Source organism: Acinetobacter sp. SAAs474, from assembly GCF_032823475.1.
Taxonomy (GTDB): Bacteria; Pseudomonadota; Gammaproteobacteria; order Pseudomonadales; family Moraxellaceae; genus Acinetobacter.
The window spans coordinates 1979363-1999249 of record NZ_CP127915.1 but is presented as its reverse complement, the minus strand read 5'-3'; the positions used below and the strand labels follow the sequence as shown (position 1 = coordinate 1999249).

Sequence of the window (19887 nt, the reverse complement as noted above, 5' to 3'; positions counted from 1 at the left end):
CAAAAACGTTAGCTAGATATTTAACAATACATCTAGATTAAATTAACTTAATTTTTATTAAAAAGAAGTATCTCTAATTTTTACATAATTCACTATCTTAAAGATAATAAATTCTATTTACTGATCTGGCTGTGATTAAAACTAGATGGCAATAAAATTAAAAACCATCATTATTTTATTCATTTAAATAAAAAAGTTATACCCTCAATGCTGATTAATTTAAGGATAGATATGAAAACAACACAAGATCACCGTAGTATTCAAATCTTAGGTTGGATAGCAACAGCTATGGCCATTGGTATGTATGTCTCTTATATACCACAAATAATTAATAACCTCAATGGGATAAAAGCAAGTCCTGTTCAACCTCTAGTTGCAGCACTTAGTTGTACTTTATGGGTTATTTATGGCTTAAAACGTAAAGACTATCCTATTGCTGCTGCTAATATTCCGGGTATTATTTTTGGTATTCTCACATTTTTAACTGCCTTATAATCAATCATCTCAATTAAAACCTATATTTTATTATATTTATAGATCATCTAATAATGATTAAAATTGGCTTAAAATCAATTCTAAACGACAATTATTTTAAATATTTAAAGATATAATATCAAATATTACTGAATAGTGTGAGACTGAAATTTCTACAATATAAAAGCAGTAATAAATTAAGATAATAATAAACAAGAGGTTAATATTTTAACCTCTTGTTATAATTAAAAAGAGATTAAGATTTAAAGTTATCTTTTAGAAAGCTAAAGACATCTGATGATTTCCCTTCTAAAATTGCTTTAGTACTATATAGCGCCATACTGGTGACATTTTCAGTCATAATGACTGGCGGTACAATTAACTCGTTTGGACTGGTTTTGACATTTAACAATGCCGGACCTTCACTCGCCAAACATGCTTTTACTGCAGCATCTAAGTCTTTACCATGCTCAACAGTTTGTGCATAAAAACCCATTGCTTGTGCAATCATGGTGAGATCACCATTATGTAAGTCAGTATAACGGTTAATTAACCCTTCGCCTTTTTGCTCCAGTTCTACAAAATCAAGTGCACCATTATTTAAAACAAATATTTTAATAGGTAGTTTTTCTTGATGCGCGGTCAGTAAATCGCCAAGTAACATGGTCAAACCACCATCCCCCGAAATAGAGATGACTTGGCGATCAGGAAATGCTTTTTGTAAACCTAATGCTTGCGGCATGGCATTGGCCATCGTACCGTGCTTTAAACTGGTCAATGTACGACGCTTACCATTGACATGAATATGACGACACATCCATACCATGGCAGAACCGACATCTGCAGTAAACATAGCATCATCTGTTGCATACTCATCAATCAGCTCAACTAAATACTGTGGATGAATGGCTCCATGATGTTCAATCATGGCACGAGCATCTAACTTATGAATCGATTGACAATACAGATTGACATATTTTTCTAAGAAATCTCGATGATCGCGCTGTTGTAATTTAGGGAGCAATGCTGTGATTGTTGCTTTAACATCACCGACTGCGCCAAATTTAATCGGATGACGTAAGCCAAGCTGAGTGACATCATGATCAATTTGAATAATATTGGCATGCTCGGGATAGAATTGTGACCACGCAAACCCACAGCCCAAAAGCAATAAAGTATCGCACTCTTTAATCATTTCAAAAGCGCCTTTATTACCAAACATACCCGTCATGCCAACATTATAGGGATTTTGATATTCTACAAAATCTTTAGCACGTGAGGTATGTGCAATTGGTGCTTTTAATTTTTCTGCCAGTTGCAGTAGTTCATCATGAGCATATTGACAGCCTATACCCGCATAAATACCGATCTTTTTCCCTTGTTCAATTAAGGTTGCTATTTGATCCAGTTCATGTTCATTTGGATGAATTACAGGTTGAGCAGTCCATACGCGTATACCCGTATGATCTTCCACCATCGCTTTACTTACATCAACAGGTAACACAATCACAGCCACACCTTTTTTATTGATTGCGGCCTGTGCTGCCTGAGTAAAAACGCGCCTTGCTTGACGAGGATCAGTTAATTGCTGACAAAAAACAGAGCATTCTTTATAGAGTGAAACCACATCTACTTCTTGAGGAAAACCAGTTCCCAAACTTTCACTGGGCAATTGACTTGCAATTAAAATTACAGGAGCATTATTACGATGTGCTTCAAATATGCCATTAATAAAATGTAAGCTGCCTGGTCCACACGAACCAGCACATGCGGTTAAACGATCAGCAAACAATGCTTCTGCACCTGCTGCAAATGCGCCAGCTTCTTCATGACGCATATGTACCCATTGAATTGAACTTTGATAAATAGCTTCAGTAACAAAGTTCAGGGTATCGCCAACAATACCGTAACAATGCTGTACACCTGCCTGTTCTAATACATCGACTAAAATATCAGATACTCTTTTTTGTTGCGTCATTTTTATTCCTCATTTTATTGCTATTAAAATTAAAAATTTTAAAGATATAATGAATTTTTCACTTGATTCATCACGTATAAAATAAATCAAAATTAATTTAAATAGAATTAAATATAATCATTAAGCCATTTAATTCATATTAAAAACACATGCTTATACTAGCTAAATCCATACATTATTATTGAAATTTTATGTAATTAGCCTCAATAATATTTAAGTAGAAATACTTCTAGGATTACTTCATTATTTTGAGGATCAACAAAATCATATATTGATTTGATTCGCATTAAACACGGCAACAATACCGAATTTATATTATTGAAAAGCATATTCCAATTGCTGTATTAACTGTTGATTAATTTTAGCTTGACCAGATTGCCACTGCAAAATCTGTTGCTGAGTTAGCATGGTTTGGCCATCCGATGCACTTAAAAAGCGCTTAAAATGACTTTGATAATCATAAGCCGAAATATCACCTGTAATGTCAGCAGCAATTAATTGACCGTGACAGGCCTGAATCAACTGCTCAAGATGATGGTACAAAAACTGACCTTGATCCCAATTGGTACGCACCTCCTGAACGGAAAGTACATCTTTATCTATGGAAAGATAACGTGGATAAGACAATGTTTCTAATTGCGTTAAAAATGTATTCAACAATGCATCCGCAGTATCAAATTGATGCCAGTTTTTGCCAGCACCAATCCATTTGGTCCAAGAAGCATCTTGACCAATACTCCAATAATGTAGTTTTCCTTGCCTTAAAGGCGCCCAGTGATTTTCCCATGCATGTTTTAAACTGATATCTGCAGAACAAATTCCAAGTACATCGATACGTTTAATATGGGGCAATCGACTAGCCCAATATACCCAAGAGCCGCAATGAATACCAAAAGGATAACGCATATTATCTGGATGATTATCACAAATAATTAAATGAAGCGGTGTAGATAGTCTGGACAATAATAATTGAGTCACATGATGATAATCACCACTCCCCATCAGCACGCATCCCAATTGATCAAATGCAGGTAATTGTTGATGAAGATACTGAGCTAAATGTCTAAATTTTTTCCAAGAACAGCCAAAACGAATCGCCTCTTGCCATGTTTGCAAGTCAATAACTTGAGCTTTATCCATTAAACCTGTTGAGGTATCAAAATTTAATACGACATGAGTACGCTGCATCTTTGATTTACCTTAATAATTGATGGGTTATCATTTACTGTCTCATATAGTGAATATTAGGACTGAACTTGATTTTTTGCAGGGATATTGCACAACATCACCATTTAATTTTTTTGTTGTTGCCAGTGTAAATCAGCTTCAAATAAATGCTTCAATGGTCGAAGCAACGTATTTAAAATAGGCGATCTAATCCAGACCAAATGCTGTGTAAAGGTAAATTGTGCACCGAGCTGGGCCTTAACTTCAGGATCAGTCCATCCCGCAACATAATATTTAAGCTGATGCTGTAAAGCATAATCTAAATTAACAAACCAGCTAATAAAATAAAGATTATGTTCTTTCGCAAGTGGATAATTCATTCCAATATATTTATCAATTAATTTATCACCATATTGATAACAAATATTATAGCCGACTAATATATCCTGATCCCAATAACAGAAAACACAGCCTCCGCTCTGAGAATCTTGTAAAATTTCATCAAAAAATTCAGCAGTCAATAAATCAAAATGAATTTCACTTTGCTGATATACCGCAAAATATAAAGCATAAAGCTGCTGTCGAAAAGAAAAATCGTCGAATACTGTCGCACCTGTTTTTAGGCATTCAACACGTAAATTGGCTAGACTTTTTAATTTTCTTTTTAAATTTTTTCTACGTTGCTTTGAAAAGCGTGCCAGATAGTCATCACGATGACTAAAATCTAAATGGACATATGCTAAAGCTTGACCTTGTACAACAAAAAAATCTTGCTGTTGAGCAGCTTTAATCAAAGCAGCACTATAATCATTTTCTGCTTGAGACAATAAAGGCGATTGGATAGGCAAATCTTTAATGATCGTTAAACGCTGCTTTTTCCCCAAAATTTTAAATGTTTCTACAGCCTTTTCCGGACTCATTTTGCTCAGCAAAGGCGTATATTCAGAAACAGTTGTACCAATAAAACAGGTTGGAAAGTGTAATATTTTTTCCCATTGTGTATACGCATACAACGATTGTATTTTTTTCCTTGCTGAACCATCTAATGTGGTCAGCAAGTTAAATGACATATAAAAACATGGTATTTGAGCTGATAAATTCAGCTCAAAATCATAAGGTGGATGCTTTAGAAATGCCTCCACCAAATTTTGTGGTTCCAACTGGTTAAAAAAGGTAGACATTATTTCAGACTATCACTGTTGTTTGGCACGTGTTAATAATTGATCTAACAATACCAACGCTTGATCAATTTCAGCACGTGAAATTTCAAGAGATGGTGCAAAGGTAATCACATTTTTATAATAGCCCCCGACATCCAGTACCAAGCCACATTTTTTACCTTGATATTGCAAATCGCCAGATAAACCAATATCCACCATTTTATCAAGTAACGCTTTATTCGGCGTAAAGCCATCCGCTTGACAAATTTCAGCACGTAATGCCAAACCAAGACCATCGACATCACCAATTTCCACATGGCGACGTTGTAACTCTTTTAGACCGTCTAGAAAATAAGCACCACTTTGCATAATTTGTTGCTCATAATCTTTCTCAGCCAACATCGTCATTACTTCTAAACCCACCGCTGTACCAAGAGGATTTGATGCAAAGGTCGAATGTGTTGAGCCAACAGGAAAGACTTCAGGATTGATCATTGCTTCTTTGGCCCAAAGTCCTGCTAAAGGATTTAAGCCATTGGTCAGTGCCTTACCAAAGACCAAAACATCAGGTGTAATGTCAAAATGTTCAAATGACCAAAGCTTTCCTGTCCGATAAAAGCCCATTTGAATTTCATCGATGACCAATAAAATACCATGCTCATCGAGCACTTTTTTTAATCCTGTATAAAAATTCTTAGGTGGAATAACATAGCCTCCCGTCCCTTGAATGGTCTCAATATAAAATGCAGCAAACTCACTTTCTCTAACTTTTGGATCCCAAACACCATGGTATTCATTTTCAAAAAGACGTGCAAATTCAGCAATTAATTTATCTGCATACTCCTCAGCAGTCATACCTTTAGGACGACGAAATGGATATGGAAACGGGATAAATTGAGCACGATCACCAAAATGACCATAACGACGACGATAGCGATAACTCGACGTAATCGATGATGCAGCTAAAGTACGACCATGATATCCACCCTCAAAGGCAAACATACGACTTTTGCCTTTACAGAAGTTACGGACTAATTTTAATGAATCTTCAATGGCTTGTGAACCGCCTACATTATAGTGAATACGGCCTTTTATCCCAGTTTTTTGCAGTATATCTTCTGCAATCACCTTACTTAACTCAATTTTTGTGGGATGTAAGTACTGACTGGCAATTTGTGGCAGTTGATGAATTTGTTGAATTAATGCGTGGTCTAATCGTGAATTTTTATAACCAAAATTAACTGCAGAATACCACATCTGTAAATCTAAATATTCAACTCCCTGATCATCATAAAGATAGCTCCCTTGGCAATTGGTAAAAATTTTAGGTGGATTAACATAATGCACTGTATCGCCATGTGAACAGTACTTTGCTTCATCATCCAATAACTGAGGGATATTAATTGACATGATTATTTAACCTTCATTTTCATCATATTTTATAGGTTTTACAACCTATTGATTATTAATAATTTATTAAAAATATTTAATGTATTAAAATCAATTTTTCATTATTTATATAACAAAATTTATTTTATACGATAAATTTATAGATACAACTGATGCTATCAAAATAATTCATTTTTTCACATAATACCAGATTATAATAAACTCAGATATTATACTCCAATCAAAAATGATATAAAAAACCGATGATCGCTGTAATATCAAAACGCTTATTAACTAAAGGACTAGAATATAACTCATTACTCATATAATTAATCTCTATTCCAGACGTAATATCAAACTTATGATTCAATCTATAAGTGCTATTTATAGATATATAAGGTTCAAAAGCAGATTTTGCCTGATAAACAGCTAAATGAGTTTTTTGTGCCTCTACATGAGTGACGCCATAATAGTATTGATTATAAGATGAATTATTCCAATTTATACCGAATTCAGGATACCATGTCCAGCGCCCTTGTTGCAATTCTGCCAAATAAGCAGCCGTTATGACTGTACCTTTATTACGATTTAATATATCAGAACCTATTTGTAATTTAAAACCACCATAAGGCGTTATTCTCATATAACTGGCGCCCGCCATAACAGACCATTTACGTTTATTTAAATGACGATCATGATCATCTGGATCATAACTAGAACTATCATAATAAGTATTAATACGGAGCTGATTTTTCTCATCTTGATAAAGATAAGCTCCAACCTCATCACTTTCTATATATAACAATGAGTTATCATAAAAAATAGTCGGCATGATACTCAGTTTTGGATCTTGAACATCAGGATTATAGGCTTCAAAATTAATATTTAATGTTGCACCAGCACTAATATTTGTATGCTGGTCAGATGATGCATGAACAGAAGATGAAGAAAATAAAATCAATAAAAAAATATAGAAAATAAAGCCAGTTTCCCCACATCTAATATTATTTCGTTTTGTTAAATACTTCATATATTTTCCATTTAAATCAAAATGAATCACTATTTTTAATCACCTATCAATATCATCTGTAATCTAATTATTAATAATTAAGTCAATTGAAAAATAAATTTACATTATAAGAATTCGCTTTATATAGCATAAACTTATTCTATTTTTATTATTTTATGATGATATCAAATATTATCACCAATAATATATGGTGCAATTAAATAATTTGATTATTTTTAAAAAATTTGCTAAATTCTATTCTAGATAGAACTACAACAAAGATTATACACTGTGTAAAATTTGTAACAACTAGGCTACATTTTTCTTCATCATTAAAAAATAAGATTAAAATAAATATTATATTTAACCCATTTTTGACAGCCTAAATACAATAATACTTTTGTGAGAACCCAATGTTGGTAACTAATTCCCTACTTTCCCCAATTTTTTCCCAAAAACCATTACATATTTTTTGTGATTTTGATGGCACTATCAGCTTAAATGATACAACAGATCAACTTTTACACCAATTTGCTCAGCATGGATGGGTAGAAATCGAACAACAATGGCAACACGGTTTAATCGGTTCTAAACTTTGTATGAAAAAACAAGTTGAACTTTTAAATATGTCTATTGAAGAGCTACACCATTGTCTTGATCAACTTGAATTAGACCTCACTTTTTTGGATCTTGTACAGTTTTGCAATAGTCATCAGATTCCTTTAACCATTGTTAGTGATGGACTTGATCAGGTTATTTACTACTTATTGAAACGTTATCAATTGGAATACTTGCCAGTGATCGCAAATCGATTAATTCAAATTTCATCACGTCAATGGACACTTGAATTTCCATATGAAAATCCACGTTGTCTTTATCAAAGTGGTACATGTAAATGCCAACAGGCAGCACAACAGTTACATCAAAATATTATCCTAATTGGTGATGGACGTTCAGATTTCTGTTTGGCGGGCAATGCGCATTATGTATTTGCAAAAAAATCATTAATTCAGCACTGTGAACAACAAGGTATTTCCTTTCAACCTATTTATACATTGGGTGATGCTGTTCACTATTTAGAAAATTTTGTTCTTTCAGGTACTGTCACATCATGATTCAAGATCATTCTTTTTTTCTAAAAGGCAACCATATTGGTATCCTATTAATTCATGGTTTGACAGGTACCCCAAATGAAGTTCGTGGTATTGCCCGACAATTTAATCAAGCAGGCTATAGTGTTTATGGCGTACAATTGGCTGGTCATTGTGGCGATATTGATGATTTAATTAAAACGAATTGGCAAGATTGGTACGCGAGTGTCTGTACTGCAGCGAGAGCCCTAAGACAAGAAACAACACAAATATTTGTCGCTGGACTCTCTATGGGTGCTCTGCTTGCTCTGAAATATGCATCTGAACACCATGTTAATGGTGTAATTAGCTATAGTCCCACTTTTAAATATAATGGCTGGAGTGTTCCCACTTGGTCCAAATTAATCGGGCCCGTTGGATTACCTATTGTGTCAAAAATCAATCGTTTTAAACACACAACGTTTGATGAAGCCGAACCATATGGTATTAAAAATAAAAGTCTGCGTGATCGTATTGTCAATGCGATGAATAGCGATGATAGTAGTGTTGCAGGATTACCTGGCAATCCTTGGTATTCACTTTATGAATTACAAAAACTATCTCGTGATGTACGCAAGCATCTTCGTCAAATTACGGCACCTTGTCTCTGTTTGCATGCTTTTGATGATGATATTGCACATCGTAAAAACTCTGAAATGATTTATAGCCATATTCGTGGTCCCAAACGCTTGATCTGGTTATATAACAGCTATCATATGATCACCATTGATAATGATCGTAAACAAGTGATTAATGAATCACTTCAATTCATCGAAGATTTTTCTTCAATCACAAAAGTATCTGCCTAAATGAGCCCTATCGTTATTACTGTCTGGTTTATCACCATTGTGGTTGATACTGTGGGACAACTCGCATTTAAAGCCGCAGCAACAGAAAACTTAAACCACTCTGGTTTAGCCCATTGGCAATATATGGCAAAACGACCTTGGTTATGGGTGGGCATATTCAGCTATATTCTCGAGTTTATTGTATGGCTGGCATTTTTATCTTTTGTTCCCCTTTCTAACGGCGTCATGCTAGGAAGTATTAATATTGTCGTCATCATGATTGCTGGCCGTTTATTCTTTCATGAAAAAATTACTAAAAATCGGCTGATCGGGGTTATTTTAATTACACTTGGCGTCATGGTGGTTGGGGTTGGTGGATGAGATATTTTTATATTATTGGTTTCTTGGTCCTGATATGCTTTGATACCTTGGCACAAATTAGCTTTAAATATGCATCCATCTATGCACTTCCAGTCACCTTTGACTTACCATGGCTAATACGTATTTTTAGTCATCCTTGGATTTATGGTGCTTTTATTGGTTATATTGGAGCATTTTTTACCTGGATGACCTTATTGCGTCATGCACCAGTAGGACCAGCCTTTGCAGCCTCACACTTAGAAATTATTAGCGTAACTTTATTGTCTATTTGGCTATTTCATGAACCATTGACCTTAAGCAAAATCATTGGTGCAATACTTATTTTAGCGGGCGTAATGTTTTTAGCTAAATCAGAATCTGCTGAAGTATCACCACATTCAATAGATTAAATTTAGGGTCATTCATCATGTATTATGAAATTCCGCCCACTGCTGGTTTAGCCCCCCAATTTCAGGATCTATATGATTCTCCTGATCTGGCTTTAAATCAAAAAATTGCTCAATTATTGAATATTCCCATACCGGCATTAACCTGCTCTGGTACCGTTGCTCTGATCTTAAGTCTCGAAGTATTACAACAGCGTTGTCCTCATAGAAATCAAGTGATCATTCCAGCTTGGACATGTCCATTAGTGGTACTCGCTGTGGAAAAAATCGGCTTAGTACCTGTGCTTTGTGATCTGAGCTTGGCAGATTATGTCATGGATGAAATGCAGTTAGTATCACTTGTCAATAATAATACCTTGGCCATTATTGTCACACACTATGCTGGTCTGGTTTATCCTTTTGAGCAAATACAAACACTGGCTAAAAATGTCGGTTGTTATATTATTGAAGATGCCGCTCAAGCACTTGGTGCACAAGATAAAGGACAAAGTGTCGGTTTACGAGGTGACATTGGTTTTTTTAGCTTGGCCTTTGGGAAAGGCTTAACCAGTGCTGAAGGTGGGCTAGTTTTCAGCCGACATTCGGCGCTACATCAAGAATTACACGATAAAGCACAACAACTGCCACAACTTTTTTTATGGGAATTAAAACGTTGTTTTGAATTAATCGGATACTATCTTTTTTATCATCCACTCTCGCTCACATTATTGTATGGTTATCCACGACGTAAATCACTCGATCGACATGATGAAATTGCGGCAGTTGGTGATGATTTTGGACCAGCGGATATTCCCATTCATCAGCTCGGTAGATGGCGTAGCCAAGTGGCTGCTAACGCAGCCGAAAGACTACCTGATTACTGGCAAAAATTACGTCAACAAGCCCATCAACGTATTGCACAATTACGTCAGCTTTCTTATTTAAAAGTTTTTTGTGAAGCGCCGCATACACAAAGTAATTTTCCATTTCTGTTGATTATTGTTTACAATTCACATTTATGTAAAAAAATCCTCAATGAATTATGGCGCAGTCATTTGGGCGTAACCAAACTATTTGTCCATGCGATTGCTGATTATCCACATTTAGCACATATCAAGGCCGTAACACCAAATGCGGTACAGTTTGCCGCATCGAGCTTCACGATCAGTAACTCTCTATGGCTAGATGATGAGAAGTTTTCTATGATTCTCAATGTTTTAAAAAAATATGATCTGCAAGATTAATTTTGGTTATGTTGCTTGTCATTATGCTTTGCATCCCTTTCATTTTGCGTAAAACGGTTGACAACTGAGGTTAAATACACCGTAAAAATTGGAAAAGCTGTCATGCCTGTTCCAGCCAGTACGATAGTTAATATTCGCCCGATGTCCGTAACTGGAATAATATTCGGCCCTAAGGTCGTCACCGTCATCCCAGCCCACCACAGTGCATCTTTATAGGTATGAACTTCATGGTTGACATTACGCTCAAAAATAAAAAAAATCAGACTAATAAAATACACCACAGCAAATAACAGCAAATTATAAGAAATAAATAAAGCAGTCGTGTTACGTTTGACCAAGAGTAAAATCAACATGACCAAAGCCAAACCACCTCTAAATAATGGCAAAGATCCAATTAAATAAATTTGTTCTGGGGTTAATTTAATCGAGGTATAATTTAATAAACTTAAATACGGTATACAAAATAATAATAAAATGGAGTATTTCATTAAAAATTTTATTTTTTTCTCAGCCAATAAGAAAAAAATAAAAAAATTTACGGTAAAAAAAATGCAAATCCAAAATTGGATTTGTAAATAAATCGCATGTGCTACAAAAGCATCATGCTGAAAAGTTTCTATTGAAATATTAATAATTAAAACAACAGAAGCAACAATCATTAAAAAATATAATAACTTACGTAGCGACTGATGATGATCTAATAAATAAGCTTTAATACTTTTCAAGGCAAAAGATCTAAAATAACAAGAGTAAACAGTATACAAATAAAATTATCAAAGTCGAATCTGATCTTGATACTTTTTTTAATACATTAATATTTTAAAATCATGACATAGTGATTGAACTATGTCATGTATCCACGCTTAGATAAAATTAGAAATCATACATCACGACAAAATTAAAGCGATTATCTACCCCTTTATCATGACCATGTGTATTGTCTTTAAAAGCAGTACGTTCACCATAAACATACTCTACACCATAGCTAATCGGTTTAACCGGATTATAAAAAATATTGGCCCAGACTTGCCATAGGCTTTTATTGGCAGTAGTCGGATCTGCTAAAGCATCAATATATTGCTGATTATCCGGTGAACGCATATAACCATAACCTATGGTAGTTCGTAAGTTAGGCTTAATTTTTTGTGTAATTCCGACCGTAATAGAATCAAATTTATTGGTTGCAATAATTTCATCTTGAGCATTTACCAAAAATCCTTTATTGGTCCATGGAATAAAACTGCTGTCCCCTTTTACATGATAGTAATCTGCTTTAATACTGGTGTTTTCAAATAGATCATATTTCATCCCCAAACCAACACCCCAAGCTGTCTCATGATCCTCAGCAGTTTTCTTTTCATTCACCATGGCACGTGCACTCATTTTTAGATCATCATTAAATTGATGATTAAATCTTGCGCTTAATGCTGGAAAACGTGATTTTGAGTTATCGTCTTTTGGATCTTCTAAAGCCCACACAATATTGGTCGCTGGATTAAATTTCTGGCTATAACGTATTTGTGGATTACGTTTAATTGCTCCCCCTACATATCCCAATGCATCAATAGATTCTGGCATATAATCAGGTACGGCAAAGTTAGACCAGGTCTGACCAATTAACCAATTTTGATATGTTAGATAAGCATGACGTAAACGTAGCGTGTCATTCGCGCCTAGGAAATCGACTTCGATCTTACCAGCAATATCACCTTTAGTGGTTTTAGTATTAAAATCTAGGCCCAATCGAGTTGCAGCCAATGAAGATTTAAATTGATCTGGACTAGAAGGATCACCCTTTAAAGGGACTGTATTAATTTGATTATATAGTCTTGATGCATTACCACCTTCAATCTGATACAGCGCATCTAGACGTACATTGCCATAAAGCTGTACATCAACGCCACTTTTCGTCATCGGTAAAGTGGTTTTAAGCTTTTCGATCGTGGCTGTACTTTGTACTGGTGCTGGTAATTGAGTCAAGCTTATCGCTTGTTGTTGCTGTTGCACATTCATTTGCTGAATGAGCTGTTTAAGTTCATTGACCTCTCGTTGTAACTGTTCAATTTCTGGATTTGCTGCAGCCCATGTTGGTAAACTAACCAACGATAATATCGCATAGGCTAAAGGTTTTAAATTACGTGTATGAGTATTCATCCTAACCTCATATGGAGTTTTTATTGATGGCAATCGATCCATTCTATTGCCATTTCCTGAACATATATCCCTAAGTCAATATGGCTTTTATCATGCTCTATTTTTTATCATCAGTAATGCTGTTGATTATCTTGATAGAATCAATAAAACTTTGATGTAAAACATATTCATAAAATTTAAAAGCCATTTGTCTTAAAATAAATACAATTTAAAAGCCTAAACTTTAAGTATTAAAGTACTATTTATACATGAATCCCTAGTAAACAGACGAATTAATTCTAGTCTCATGAGGTCATCTTTTTTATAAAAATAGCACTAATACTCTGTTTTTAAAAAATTAATATCAAATCATGGCGTTGCTTCAATATTTAGGCTTAGTATCATCAGATACGTGATACCACTTAATGATCCAATGTTGTAATCATTTGGAGGTGGCAGCTTTATGCATCAATCTTGCTTGCATGGTATTTTCAACTGAAGTTTTTTGATTCACTGAAAATACGGCGATTGCTGCAATAATTCCTGGCACAGCAATTACGAGAAAATTCATTTGATGTGGCAATTCAAAACCCAACAAAGCACCTGTTAATACAGGACCCACAATTGCACCTATGCGACCAATTCCAGATGCCCACCCCATGCCTGTAGAACGTACAGTAGATGGATAATATTGCGCAACAAAAGTATACAGTAAAATTTGAGAACCTATCGTGGCTGCGCCAGCTATAGCAATTAATGTATACAACACCATTTGTGGACTATTAAAGCCAAGTAAAATCAAAGCCAATGCACCACAGACAAACATAATCCCTAATACCTTTTTAATATTAAAGCGATCAGCCAATATTCCACCACCAATTGCGCCAATCATACCGCCAATATTCAAAGCAAATAAAAAGATCATACTTGCACCGAGTGAATAGCCTGCCTGAATCATCAGTTTAGGTAACCAACTTCCTAATGCATAAACCATCAATAAACACATAAAGAAAGCAATCCAAAACATCAAGGTACTCATTAAACGCCCTTGCTGAAATAATGCTTTTAAAGGTGCTTCATCTCCCTGCATGACTTCATGTACGATAAATTGGGTTTGTGCCGTGACTTTTTGCTCAGGTGCAATTTTTGCAACAATGTGTTCTACCTGTGATTTGTTTCCTTTATTGGTTAAATAAAGCAATGATTCTGGTAAATATTTCCAAATAATAGGCAATGCAACAAAAGGAATACACGCTATATAAAACATGATTTTCCAACCAAATTGAGGCACCAACCAAGCACCTAATAAGGCAGATGTCATACCACCAATTGCATAACCACTGAACATTAAAGCCACTAAGGTACTACGCATACGTTTCGGTGAATATTCGGTCATTAATGCTACAACATTCGGCATGACACCACCAATACCTAAACCTGCTAGAAATCTTAACAGACCAAATTCAGTCGGTGTAGATGCAAAAGCACCCAAGAAGGTAAAGCCACTAAAAATTGCCACACAAATCATAATGGTTTTTTTACGGCCAATTTTATCGGATAAAGTACCAAAACACATGGCACCAAACATCATACCAAAAAGTGCAGTACTGGCCAGTAATCCTGCTTGTACAGCAGTCAGCGACCATTCTTGCATTAATAAAGGTAATGCCACACCATAAATGACCAAGTCATAACCATCAAAAATAATAATCAATAAACACCAAAATAAAATATTCCAATGAAATGGCGTAAATTTAGCATCATCAATCACAGTATTAATATTTAATCTGTTGGCTTCCATCGTTTGCCTCCCGCAAATGAAACACTCTCAAATCCTGTGTTATTTACTGTGAGACAAGGCTAAAAAAATGTCCAAAACCGAATTTATCTATATATATACCTTCTGGGTTGGTAATTTTTTTTGAGTTGTTGAAAAAAATAAATATTAAATCATCATAATATTCATTTTAAACATGTGATCACGTCTAAAACTGCTGATTGAGTCTAGTAAAAGAAATCCAATCATTAAAAAAATAGCCCTCCAATGAGGATCACCTGTAAATATACTTAATAAAATCAAATACTTGTATATTTTAAATAGCTATAAACATTAATATTTATGCTAAAGTCTATCTATAAAGTATTCTCAATCGTTTTAATGATCATTGTGTAAAAAAATAAAGTTAGACCAAAGTCTAACCAGCGTCTAAGACTAAATAAAATTTCGCTTATATGGAAATGCTTCTAAATCATAAACCTGATAAATGCACTCAACTAATGATTGAAGATCTGCGCTTTTATCTAGGTTACGTATGGTCATAAAAATAGAACTGGTCGCAGTTTCATCCAAAATAGGAATATAATTAAGATGTGCAAGTTGAATGCTTTGTGTACTAGCAGGCACAATACAAATCCCCTCTCCAGCTGCCACCAAACCCAAGGCCAGCTGAATTTCTCGAACTAAATGTAAGTTTTGCGGTTCTAAATTATGCTCAGAAAATAAGTGCTGCACATGGGTAGCAAAACTTGGTGTCACATTATTGGGATACATAAAAATCTGCTCATCTACAATATCTGACAGATATACACCTTCTTTATGCTGTGCTAATGGATGTACTGAATGTACTGCCATCATTAAACGCTCTTCACGTAATAAAATACGTTTTAAAGCAGGATCTGAAATTTTCAAACGACCAAATCCAACATCTATTTTACCCTCTTTTAATGCTTTAACTTGTTGTAATGTCGTCATTTCCACCAATTCGATCTTTAAATGAGGTTGCTGCTGACGATAAAGAAAAATAATTTTAGACAGTAAGCCATACAACAGTGATCCGACAAATCCCATCGTGATTGTCCGTTCCACCATACCTATTCGTTTGGTCATGGATTTCATTTCTTCTGCACTGGCCAATAATTTCAGTGCATGCTGATAAAAAAAATAGCCAGCCTGTGTGGTCTTTAAAGGGCGACTACCACGCTCAAATAAAGTAATACCCAATTCTGCTTCAAGATTTTGAATCTGCCGACTCAATGGTGGCTGAGCAATAAATAATTTTTCTGCTGCCTTAGTAAAACTTTGTTCCTCAACCACAGCAACAAAATAACGTAAATGTCTAAGCTCCATGACGGTCATACCTTTTAAATATATTAAAATGCAAAAATGGTGTTCGACAGCATTTTTCTATTCTTTTAAGGTATATCAAATAAAGTACACAATGCAACAATGCTGAGAGTAGATATGTACCCATCAATCAAAACTTTGCTCATCGACATTGCAACCATCCATTTAAAGTGGATGGCGATCATGACCCTACAGGCCCAACGCTTAGTGTTGAGCAAAATTGCAACTCAAGTAGGTTTGATAAATGGAGTAATGCCTATTGGCCATTTAGACGATGGTGAAAAAAGATTAAAAAGCATTCAAATCAATCTCACTCAACGCATTGGTATGCATCTCCGTGCTGACACTATGCTAAAAAATACTGTGGCAATACTTTTCTCTACAGCACTATTTTTTACGCAGTCATGCCACTTAATCAATATCTCTCTTCAATCCCTGAAGACGATCTTTAATCCAATCGTGCATCGCTTGTTATAGAAAGCGATACATGTGTAACACCACGATCACAAGGACTGTGGCCAGCCAAACACGCTTCAAGCTGTATCGCTAGCCCAGAACAACATACTTGAGGAGTATAGTATGAACCGTCACGAAATTGATGCTTTAGTTAAGAAAATGAATGTTGATAGCGCAACTGGTCCAGTAGATATGCGTATTCAAACCATCGTTGTTCGTCTTGTTGGCGACTTATTTCAAGCAATCGAAGACTTGGATATTTCCCAAACGGAACTGTGGAAAGGTCTTGAATATCTAACTGATGCTGGCCAAGCCAATGAACTTGGCTTACTTGCTGCTGGCCTCGGTCTTGAACACTATCTCGATTTACGTGCTGATGAAGCTGATGCAAAAGCAGGCATTACCGGTGGTACACCACGTACCATTGAAGGCCCACTCTATGTTGCTGGAGCACCTGAGTCTATTGGTTTTGCCCGTATGGATGATGGTAGCGAAGAAGATAAAATCCCAACTTTAATTATTGAAGGTACAGTGACAAATACTGAAGGTGATTTAATTGAGGGGGCCAAAGTTGAAATTTGGCATGCCAATAGTCTGGGTAACTATTCATTTTTTGATAAATCACAATCTGATTTTAATCTACGTCGCTCTATCCTCAGTGATGCACAAGGCCAATATGTTGCATTAACCACGATGCCTGTCGGTTATGGCTGCCCACCAGAAGGCACAACACAATTATTACTTGATAAATTGGGTCGTCATGGTAATCGTCCATCACACGTTCACTATTTTATTACTGCACCGGGTTACCGTAAGCTTACAACACAATTTAATATCGAAGGTGATCAATACCTTTGGGATGACTTTGCTTTTGCAACACGTGAAGGTTTAGTGGCAACAGCTGTGGATATCACCGATGAGGCAGAAATTACACGTCGTGGTTTAACAGCACCATTCAAATACATTCAATTCAATGTTGAATTGGTTAAAGATCAAGCTGGTGTACCTACGACTGTCGTCGACCGTCGTCGTGCAAGCGCTTAATCACCTGATTTAAAGCAGAATAGCGACGTTTTCAATATTCTGCTAACCAGTATACTTTGGCAAAGGCGGAGAACTAATATGCCTCGTATTCCAGTGATTAATACCAGCCATTTGGATCGTATTGATGAATTACTTGTAGACAATTTTGATACAGGTGAATTTAAACTACATCGTTCTGTATTTACAGATCAAGCCCTATTTGACCTAGAAATGAAATATATCTTCGAAGGCAACTGGGTCTACTTGGCACATGAAAGCCAGATTCCAAAAAATAACGATTACTATACAACCTATATTGGTCGTCAACCCATTCTAATTGCACGTAACCGTAATGGTGAACTCAATGCAATGATTAATGCCTGTTCACATCGCGGTGCACAGCTTTGTCGTAATAAACGTGGCAATAAAGCCACCTATACTTGTCCTTTCCATGGTTGGACATTCAATAACTCGGGTAAATTATTAAAAGTTAAAGATCCTTCAGATGCAGGTTATTCGGACTGTTTTAATCAAGAAGGCTCACATGATCTGAAAAAAGTTGCACAATTTGCCAACTATAAAGGTTTCTTATTTGGCAGCTTAAATCCCAACGTATTACCTTTACAAGATTTTTTAGGTGAAACGACTAAAATTATCGATATGATTGTCGACCAATCTGAACATGGTTTAGAAGTTTTACGCGGCGCATCAACTTATACTTATGAAGGCAACTGGAAACTTACTGCGGAAAATGGTGCAGATGGTTACCATGTATCTGCTGTTCATTGGAATTATGCTGCGACAACGCAGCAACGTAAAGAAAAACAAGCTGGCGACAACATTCGTGCCATGAGTGCAGGTTCTTGGGGTAAACAAGGAGGTGGTTCATACGGCTTTGAAAATGGCCATATGCTCCTTTGGACGCAATGGGCTAATCCTGAAGATCGTCCCAATTATCCTAAAGCTGCAGAATATACCGAAAAATTCGGTGCTGAAATGTCAAAATGGATGATCGAACGTTCACGTAATTTATGTCTATATCCAAATGTCTATTTCATGGATCAATTTGGCTCACAAATTCGAGTATTACGTCCACTGTCCGTCAATAAAACAGAAGTGACAATTTATTGTATCGCACCAGTTGGTGAGGAACCAGAAGCACGGACACGTCGTATTCGTCAATATGAAGATTTCTTTAATGCTTCAGGGATGGCAACACCAGATGATTTAGAAGAATTCCGTGCCTGCCAAGCAGGTTATGCGGGAATTGAACTTGAATGGAATGATATGTGTCGTGGCGCTAAACATTGGATTCAGGGGCCTGATGATGCTGCTAATGAAATTGGACTACAACCAAAGCTATCGGGGATTAAGACCGAAGACGAAGGCCTATATCTTGCACAGCACCAATATTGGTTAAGCGAGATAAAAAAAGCAATCGCATCTGAAAAAGCACTGGTTGAACAAGGAGAAGACGCATGAGCAATGCCAATCTTGATGCCACTTTAAGCACGATTAGTGCATTTCTTTTTAAAGAAGCGCGCTTACTTGATGACGAACAATGGGATGAGTGGTTACAGTGCTATGCAGCAACAGCAGCGTTTTGGATGCCCGCTTGGGATGATGACGATACCTTAACAACAGATCCACAATCTGAAATTTCATTGATTTATTATCCAGACCGCCAAGGTTTAGAAGATCGTATTTTCCGGATTAAGACTGAACGCTCATCTGCAACCATGCCAGATACCCGTACCAGTCACAATATCAGTAATATTGAAATTCTCGAACGTCATGCCGATAAAGTGGTGGTTCGTTTTAACTGGAATACTTTAAGTTTCCGTTATAAAACCAGCTATAGCTACTTTGGTATGTCACGTTACGAAATTGACCTATCTCATGAGCAACCACAAATATTAAATAAATACGTGGTATTAAAAAATGATTATATCAATCAAGTCATTGATATTTATCATCTCTAAATAAGCCATCCATCCTCAATATATTCGCCTTTTGCCAAATGGAATTTTGGCCAAAGGCGTTCTCCAGTTTCAAGGTTTTTAAAG

General features: G+C 35.7%; 19 protein-coding genes. 10 read left to right on the top strand and 9 right to left on the bottom strand.

What is annotated here, in order from left to right; all coding sequences use genetic code 11:
- Positions 1-231: 231 nt before the first annotated feature.
- Positions 232-495 carry a SemiSWEET family transporter gene (locus QSG86_RS10200; RefSeq protein ID WP_317031387.1) on the top strand — a complete coding sequence of 88 codons (264 nt, stop codon included), beginning with the start codon at positions 232-234 and terminating at the stop codon, positions 493-495.
- A 235-nt stretch (positions 496-730) separates the two neighbouring features.
- Here the strand turns inward: QSG86_RS10200 and QSG86_RS10195 are convergent, their stop codons facing one another.
- From QSG86_RS10195 to QSG86_RS10175, 5 genes are all read right to left on the bottom strand, one after another.
- Positions 731-2452 (bottom strand): thiamine pyrophosphate-dependent enzyme, encoded by a 1722-nt coding sequence (locus QSG86_RS10195; RefSeq protein WP_317031386.1) that lies wholly within the window; start codon positions 2450-2452, stop codon positions 731-733.
- 315 nt (positions 2453-2767) lie between these two features.
- Positions 2768-3640: a hypothetical protein gene (locus tag QSG86_RS10190; RefSeq protein WP_317031385.1), complete on the bottom strand. Its 873-nt coding sequence runs from the start codon at positions 3638-3640 to the stop codon at positions 2768-2770.
- A gap of 104 nt (positions 3641-3744) precedes the next feature.
- A complete protein-coding gene (locus QSG86_RS10185; RefSeq protein WP_317031384.1) occupies positions 3745-4800 on the bottom strand; it encodes a GNAT family N-acetyltransferase in 1056 nt (351 codons plus the stop codon).
- A 12-nt stretch (positions 4801-4812) separates the two neighbouring features.
- Positions 4813-6189, bottom strand: coding sequence for an aspartate aminotransferase family protein (locus tag QSG86_RS10180; protein WP_317031383.1), 1377 nt, complete (start codon positions 6187-6189; stop codon positions 4813-4815).
- 220 nt (positions 6190-6409) lie between these two features.
- Positions 6410-7198, bottom strand: a complete 789-nt coding sequence (locus QSG86_RS10175) for a MipA/OmpV family protein (protein WP_317031382.1) — start codon at positions 7196-7198, stop codon at positions 6410-6412.
- A gap of 392 nt (positions 7199-7590) precedes the next feature.
- Between QSG86_RS10175 and QSG86_RS10170 the strand changes: the two genes are divergently transcribed.
- From QSG86_RS10170 to QSG86_RS10150, 5 genes are read left to right on the top strand one after another with little or no spacing between them, the layout of a single operon-like run.
- Positions 7591-8292 carry an MtnX-like HAD-IB family phosphatase gene (locus QSG86_RS10170; protein WP_317031381.1) on the top strand — a complete coding sequence of 234 codons (702 nt, stop codon included), beginning with the start codon at positions 7591-7593 and terminating at the stop codon, positions 8290-8292.
- Positions 8289-9116, top strand: coding sequence for an alpha/beta hydrolase (locus tag QSG86_RS10165; protein WP_317031380.1), 828 nt, complete (start codon positions 8289-8291; stop codon positions 9114-9116). Before QSG86_RS10170 ends, QSG86_RS10165 begins: the two co-directional genes overlap by 4 nt.
- Positions 9117-9476: an EamA family transporter gene (locus tag QSG86_RS10160; protein WP_317031379.1), complete on the top strand. Its 360-nt coding sequence runs from the start codon at positions 9117-9119 to the stop codon at positions 9474-9476.
- Positions 9473-9865, top strand: coding sequence for a DMT family transporter (locus QSG86_RS10155; protein WP_317031378.1), 393 nt, complete (start codon positions 9473-9475; stop codon positions 9863-9865). Before QSG86_RS10160 ends, QSG86_RS10155 begins: the two co-directional genes overlap by 4 nt.
- A 17-nt stretch (positions 9866-9882) precedes the next feature.
- A complete protein-coding gene (locus tag QSG86_RS10150; RefSeq protein ID WP_317031377.1) occupies positions 9883-11085 on the top strand; it encodes a DegT/DnrJ/EryC1/StrS family aminotransferase in 1203 nt (400 codons plus the stop codon).
- Here QSG86_RS10150 and QSG86_RS10145 read toward each other — a convergent pair.
- From QSG86_RS10145 to QSG86_RS10130, 4 genes are all read right to left on the bottom strand, one after another.
- The gene (locus QSG86_RS10145) at positions 11082-11810 is read right to left on the bottom strand and encodes a potassium channel family protein (protein ID WP_317031376.1); all 729 of its coding nucleotides are present in this window, start codon (positions 11808-11810) and stop codon (positions 11082-11084) included. The two genes, QSG86_RS10150 and QSG86_RS10145, sit on opposite strands and share 4 nt — an antisense overlap.
- A 148-nt stretch (positions 11811-11958) precedes the next feature.
- Positions 11959-13239, bottom strand: coding sequence for a DcaP family trimeric outer membrane transporter (locus QSG86_RS10140; RefSeq protein WP_317031375.1), 1281 nt, complete (start codon positions 13237-13239; stop codon positions 11959-11961).
- 421 nt (positions 13240-13660) lie between these two features.
- Positions 13661-15019 carry an MFS transporter gene (locus QSG86_RS10135; protein WP_317031374.1) on the bottom strand — a complete coding sequence of 453 codons (1359 nt, stop codon included), beginning with the start codon at positions 15017-15019 and terminating at the stop codon, positions 13661-13663.
- Between the two features lie 411 nt (positions 15020-15430).
- Positions 15431-16345 carry a LysR family transcriptional regulator gene (locus QSG86_RS10130; protein ID WP_317031373.1) on the bottom strand — a complete coding sequence of 305 codons (915 nt, stop codon included), beginning with the start codon at positions 16343-16345 and terminating at the stop codon, positions 15431-15433.
- 180 nt (positions 16346-16525) lie between these two features.
- Here QSG86_RS10130 and QSG86_RS10125 point away from each other — a divergent pair, with 180 nt between their 5' ends.
- The 4 genes from QSG86_RS10125 (at position 16526) to benB (ending at position 19803) form a co-directional block, all read left to right on the top strand.
- Positions 16526-16819, top strand: a complete 294-nt coding sequence (locus QSG86_RS10125) for a hypothetical protein (RefSeq protein ID WP_317031372.1) — start codon at positions 16526-16528, stop codon at positions 16817-16819.
- Between the two features lie 102 nt (positions 16820-16921).
- Positions 16922-17842, top strand: coding sequence for a catechol 1,2-dioxygenase (catA, locus tag QSG86_RS10120; protein ID WP_317031371.1), 921 nt, complete (start codon positions 16922-16924; stop codon positions 17840-17842).
- 78 nt (positions 17843-17920) lie between these two features.
- Positions 17921-19303 (top strand): benzoate 1,2-dioxygenase large subunit, encoded by a 1383-nt coding sequence (gene benA / locus QSG86_RS10115; protein ID WP_317031370.1) that lies wholly within the window; start codon positions 17921-17923, stop codon positions 19301-19303.
- Entirely contained in the window at positions 19300-19803 is a 504-nt protein-coding gene (gene benB, locus QSG86_RS10110; RefSeq protein WP_317031369.1) for a benzoate 1,2-dioxygenase small subunit, read from the top strand. Before benA ends, benB begins: the two co-directional genes overlap by 4 nt.
- The last annotated feature ends 84 nt before the right edge of the window (positions 19804-19887 follow it).

What these genes read in the sequence shown, in the direction of transcription:
- QSG86_RS10200 (WP_317031387.1), top strand. Translation starts at nt 232, where the DNA reads ATGAAAACAACACAAGATCACCGTAGTATTCAAATCTTAGGTTGGATA.
- QSG86_RS10195 (WP_317031386.1), bottom strand. Translation starts at nt 2,452, where the DNA reads ATGACGCAACAAAAAAGAGTATCTGATATTTTAGTCGATGTATTAGAA.
- QSG86_RS10190 (WP_317031385.1), bottom strand. Translation starts at nt 3,640, where the DNA reads ATGCAGCGTACTCATGTCGTATTAAATTTTGATACCTCAACAGGTTTA.
- QSG86_RS10185 (WP_317031384.1), bottom strand. Translation starts at nt 4,800, where the DNA reads ATGTCTACCTTTTTTAACCAGTTGGAACCACAAAATTTGGTGGAGGCA.
- QSG86_RS10180 (WP_317031383.1), bottom strand. Translation starts at nt 6,189, where the DNA reads ATGTCAATTAATATCCCTCAGTTATTGGATGATGAAGCAAAGTACTGT.
- QSG86_RS10175 (WP_317031382.1), bottom strand. Translation starts at nt 7,198, where the DNA reads ATGAAGTATTTAACAAAACGAAATAATATTAGATGTGGGGAAACTGGC.
- QSG86_RS10170 (WP_317031381.1), top strand. Translation starts at nt 7,591, where the DNA reads ATGTTGGTAACTAATTCCCTACTTTCCCCAATTTTTTCCCAAAAACCA.
- QSG86_RS10165 (WP_317031380.1), top strand. Translation starts at nt 8,289, where the DNA reads ATGATTCAAGATCATTCTTTTTTTCTAAAAGGCAACCATATTGGTATC.
- QSG86_RS10160 (WP_317031379.1), top strand. Translation starts at nt 9,117, where the DNA reads ATGAGCCCTATCGTTATTACTGTCTGGTTTATCACCATTGTGGTTGAT.
- QSG86_RS10155 (WP_317031378.1), top strand. Translation starts at nt 9,473, where the DNA reads ATGAGATATTTTTATATTATTGGTTTCTTGGTCCTGATATGCTTTGAT.
- QSG86_RS10150 (WP_317031377.1), top strand. Translation starts at nt 9,883, where the DNA reads ATGTATTATGAAATTCCGCCCACTGCTGGTTTAGCCCCCCAATTTCAG.
- QSG86_RS10140 (WP_317031375.1), bottom strand. Translation starts at nt 13,239, where the DNA reads ATGAATACTCATACACGTAATTTAAAACCTTTAGCCTATGCGATATTA.
- QSG86_RS10135 (WP_317031374.1), bottom strand. Translation starts at nt 15,019, where the DNA reads ATGGAAGCCAACAGATTAAATATTAATACTGTGATTGATGATGCTAAA.
- QSG86_RS10130 (WP_317031373.1), bottom strand. Translation starts at nt 16,345, where the DNA reads ATGGAGCTTAGACATTTACGTTATTTTGTTGCTGTGGTTGAGGAACAA.
- QSG86_RS10125 (WP_317031372.1), top strand. Translation starts at nt 16,526, where the DNA reads ATGACCCTACAGGCCCAACGCTTAGTGTTGAGCAAAATTGCAACTCAA.
- catA (WP_317031371.1), top strand. Translation starts at nt 16,922, where the DNA reads ATGAACCGTCACGAAATTGATGCTTTAGTTAAGAAAATGAATGTTGAT.
- benA (WP_317031370.1), top strand. Translation starts at nt 17,921, where the DNA reads ATGCCTCGTATTCCAGTGATTAATACCAGCCATTTGGATCGTATTGAT.
- benB (WP_317031369.1), top strand. Translation starts at nt 19,300, where the DNA reads ATGAGCAATGCCAATCTTGATGCCACTTTAAGCACGATTAGTGCATTT.